We start from the raw sequence: 2,618 nt of genomic DNA on the forward strand, positions 1-2,618 counted from the left end.
GCCAGTTCCGAAGCCATGATCCACATTGCCTCTATCGACAACCTCGCCAAGCGCATAACGGACGAGACTACATCAACCTGGCGCGGAACCTACTAGGACAAAAAGTGCAATTCACTTAGATCAAATGCCCTCTCAGTCTGCTGGGGCCCGGGCCAGTGCGTGCTGCACAGCGAGCGTCTACCGCGTCGGCCGCATAGCGCAGGCGCAGCCCGGCCGCCTCCTTCCATTGAGGCAACGGAATTATGAAATGTTCACCTTCGTTTCACAGACCAGGGGGCGCAGCGAAGCCTTCGATCAGTAGGCAGGCCTGGGATTCCACGATCGGCTGATGTATCTGGCGCAGCAGGCATGGTGCTTGGTGTGGCGTCTGTCGCGCGCGGGGTCCCGGTCAGCGGTCCCGTGCGGGCAGGTGGGTCAGGCCGGTGTCGAGCAGGATGCGCTCGACGGTCTCGTGCAGGGTGCTGTCGGCGCCGATGACGGTCTCGATGCCGCCGGGCAGCAGATCGCGCGGCCGGTACCACTCGCGCAGCTGTGTCTCGGTCACGTCGTTGGCGATCGGCTTGGTGGCGTGCCGGGCGAGGGTCTCGTCGAACGGCACGTCCAGGTAGTAGTTGCGGGTCGCACCGCGGTGGTCGGCGCGCAGCCGCGCGAGCATGGCGCCGTAGCGGTCGGCGTAGAGGATGCCCTCGACCACGACGTGGAAGCCGGCGTCCAGGGCGTAGCGGGCGGTCAGGTCGATCAGACCGATGTTCGCCGCGCCCGGCCGGTCACGCTCGCGCAGCACGACGCGGCGCAGGTTGTCCTGGCCGACCACGGCCAGGCCACGGCCGAACCTCTCGCGCAGGCCCGCCGCGACGGACGACTTCCCCGCAGCGCTGTTGCCGCGCAGCACCACCAGCCGGGTCTCTTCACTGCCCACCCTCACGGCGCTCATGCTATCGGCGGTCACTGACAGCGCCGGGGCGTTCCCCGCCGTCCTGCAGCACCCATCCCCTCGATGCCGCTTTGCGCACAGCCGTAAGGCCGCGGCGGTCCTCGTTCGTCACGCGGGGATGCCAACCGGCTGCGGCACTTCACCGTGCGCGCCCGCCAGCTCTGCGGGCCGACATGGTTGTGGTACGAACCATGAACGGCGCTCGACCTCAACAAGGTCCCAAATCAGGGTTCGGAAGTGCATGTGAGCGGTCCCTGCCGACGGGGGATACGGCAGGGACCGGGTCCAGTGGGACAGGCGCATGCGACATGTACGGCTTGTTTGGTTGCATTGCCCACGGAAATATCGATGGTCGAATGGAACGGAAGCCGCATTTTGCAGTGGCTGAGTAAAAACGTGTCTTCTTTGGCTGACAAGCGTATGGAGGCCGCCTTCCGGTCTTGCGAGCATGATCGTTCCGCTGGGCGGTGTCGGCGCTGCCCAGCGGCGTCCTGTCCGGGTGATGCTCGTCGGCGTCGACGGCGGCCGATGCTGCGCCCGCCTTTGCCGGGACAAACGCTCACCGCCGGGAGGACGATGGGCGCAGCAGACCCGGCCGGCTCGGCGCAGGGAGAGGTCATGGGGTGGGTGGACCGTGAGTGGATCCCGGCGCTGCGGGACGACGGCCGCTACACACGCCTGCTCAACCTCACCCAGCGGCTGCTCGCGGAGCGGGAGCGCCTGATGCCCAGGTGCACGAACTGCCAGAGCGGCAAGGTCACCCTCCGCGACGAGGACGGCCGTGAATATACCGTGGACTGCCCGGCCTGCGACGGCACTGGCATGTTGCCCGAGCGTGCCGACAACGAGGACGACGGCCAGGCCGGCGGCCGGTAGCGCCCCGGTCCCCGCTGGCGTCGATGAGCGCGGCGCAGAAGCTCTCTGTCGGGAATGCGGCCAGGTCCGCCGGCTGCGTCAGACCAGAGGAGGCGTGCGCCGCCGCAGTAGCGGTGGGAAAGAGTCCTCAGCGACGGGTGACGCTGAACCCGCTGTCGTTGACCGCACGCGTCCATACGTCGCGGTCGAACCACTTGTGGATGTCCGGTTGCAGTTCGGTGATGGTCCGCATCCGTTTGTGCCAGTCGTGGCCGGCGGGACCGCGGCTTTCCTCGCAGCCGGTGCAGCCGTCCTCGCCGTGGATGTGGCCGGCCATCCAGGCGTTCACCGCGACGTTGACGATCACGCCGTACAGGTCTCCGCCGGTCTGGGCCAGGGAGTCCGGGACACCGGCGAGGATCACCGCCAGCTCGGGATTGCCGACCGGCGGCATCGGCGGCTGTCCCGCCCCGCGCTCGGCGCTGCTTTCCTCGAAGGCGCGGACGTTGCTCGCAAGGCGGTCGGCGAATGCGACCGGATCGAAGTAGCGCCAGGCGGAACGCACTTGGATGCCCCACTGCTCGGCCACCGTGCCGATGTTCTTCTCGATGGTGTCCGCGACGGTCGCCGGTCCGACCGACACACCCCGGCGGGCCAGCTCCGCAAGCGTTTCCACAAGGGCTTCCTTAAATGCCTTCGTGTTCCGCACGACGGCATCGTAGGCCCGCCGGGCCCGGGTTCGACGTAATTCGGCAGCCTGGAGTCGCGAATCCGGGCTCTGACCTGGGTGGACGTGCGGGTGTCCGCCTGGAGGGCGTTTCTCTAGGCG

Annotated in this window: 3 protein-coding genes and 1 pseudogene; 2 read left to right on the forward strand and 2 right to left on the reverse strand. The window is 67.7% G+C overall.

All coding sequences use genetic code 11. The annotated features are described in order from the left end of the window. Positions 1-96 (forward strand): annotated as a pseudogene (locus IE271_RS40600) (IS5/IS1182 family transposase); the annotation flags it as partial. Between the two features lie 292 nt (positions 97-388). On the opposite strand, the gene IE271_RS40605 reads toward IE271_RS40600, so the two are convergent. Continuing rightward, complete coding sequence (locus tag IE271_RS40605) at positions 389-934, reverse strand: P-loop NTPase family protein (protein WP_190195437.1); 546 nt, start codon at positions 932-934, stop codon at positions 389-391. Positions 935-1,510: 576 nt separating this feature from the next. On the opposite strand from IE271_RS40605, the gene IE271_RS40610 reads away from it, so the two are divergent. Next, entirely contained in the window at positions 1,511-1,810 is a 300-nt protein-coding gene (locus tag IE271_RS40610) for a hypothetical protein (RefSeq protein ID WP_229919978.1), read from the forward strand. Positions 1,811-1,937: 127 nt separating this feature from the next. Here IE271_RS40610 and IE271_RS40615 read toward each other — a convergent pair whose 3' ends face one another. After that, positions 1,938-2,498, reverse strand: coding sequence for a hypothetical protein (locus IE271_RS40615; protein WP_229919979.1), 561 nt, complete (start codon positions 2,496-2,498; stop codon positions 1,938-1,940). Positions 2,499-2,618 lie beyond the last annotated feature (120 nt).

The organism is Streptomyces minutiscleroticus (assembly GCF_014650875.1).
Taxonomy (GTDB): Bacteria; Actinomycetota; Actinomycetes; order Streptomycetales; family Streptomycetaceae; genus Streptomyces; species Streptomyces minutiscleroticus.